We start from the raw sequence: 818 nt of genomic DNA on the forward strand, positions 1-818 counted from the left end.
GTGAATGGGTCAACGACCTGGCCAAAGACTTCAACGCCAGCCAGAAGGACTACAAGGTCATCCCCACCTTCAAGGGCACCTACGACGAGTCCATGCCCGCGGCCATCGCCGCCTTCCGGGCCGGCAATGCACCCCACATCCTGCAGGTCTTCGAGGTCGGCACGGCCACCATGATGGCCAGCAAGGCGGCCATCAAGCCGGTGGCGGACATCATGAAGGAGGCCGGCGTCCCCTTCGACCCCAGCGCCTATGTGCCCGCAGTGGCCAGCTATTACACGGCTCCCAACGGCCAGATGCTGAGCTTCCCCTTCAACAGCTCGACGACGGTCTTCTTCTACAACAAGGACGCATTGAAGGCCGCCGGCGTCGACAAGCCGCCCACGAGCTGGCCCGAGGTGGCTTCGGCGGCCGCCAAGCTCAAGGCCAACGGCAGCAAGTGCCCCCTCACCACATCGTGGATGAGCTGGACGCAGCTGGAGAGCTTCTCGGCCTGGCATAACGTCGAGTTCGCCACCAAGAACAACGGCTTCGGCGGCCTGGACGCACGCCTGGCCTTCAACACGCCGCTGCACCTGCGCCACATCGAGAACCTGGCCAACATGTCCAAGCAAGGGCTCTTCGTCTACAAAGGCCGCGGCAATACGTCCGACGCCACCTTCGTGTCGGGCGAGTGCGCCATGACCACGGCCTCGTCCAGCATCTACGGCGACATCAAGAAGAACGCCAAGTTCGCCTTCGGCATCACCGCCCTGCCCTACTACCCGGACGTGCCCGGCGCACCGCAGAACACCGTCATCGGCGGCGCCAGCCTCTGGGTG

At 64.4% G+C, this 818-nt stretch carries 1 protein-coding gene; it reads left to right on the forward strand.

Annotation, left to right across the window (positions count from 1 at the left end):
* Positions 1-818, forward strand: an 818-nt coding sequence (locus ACXJKR_RS33830) for an extracellular solute-binding protein (protein ID WP_457326589.1), incomplete at both ends; no start/stop codon positions are given.

Source organism: Roseateles sp. P5_E11, from assembly GCF_054049355.1.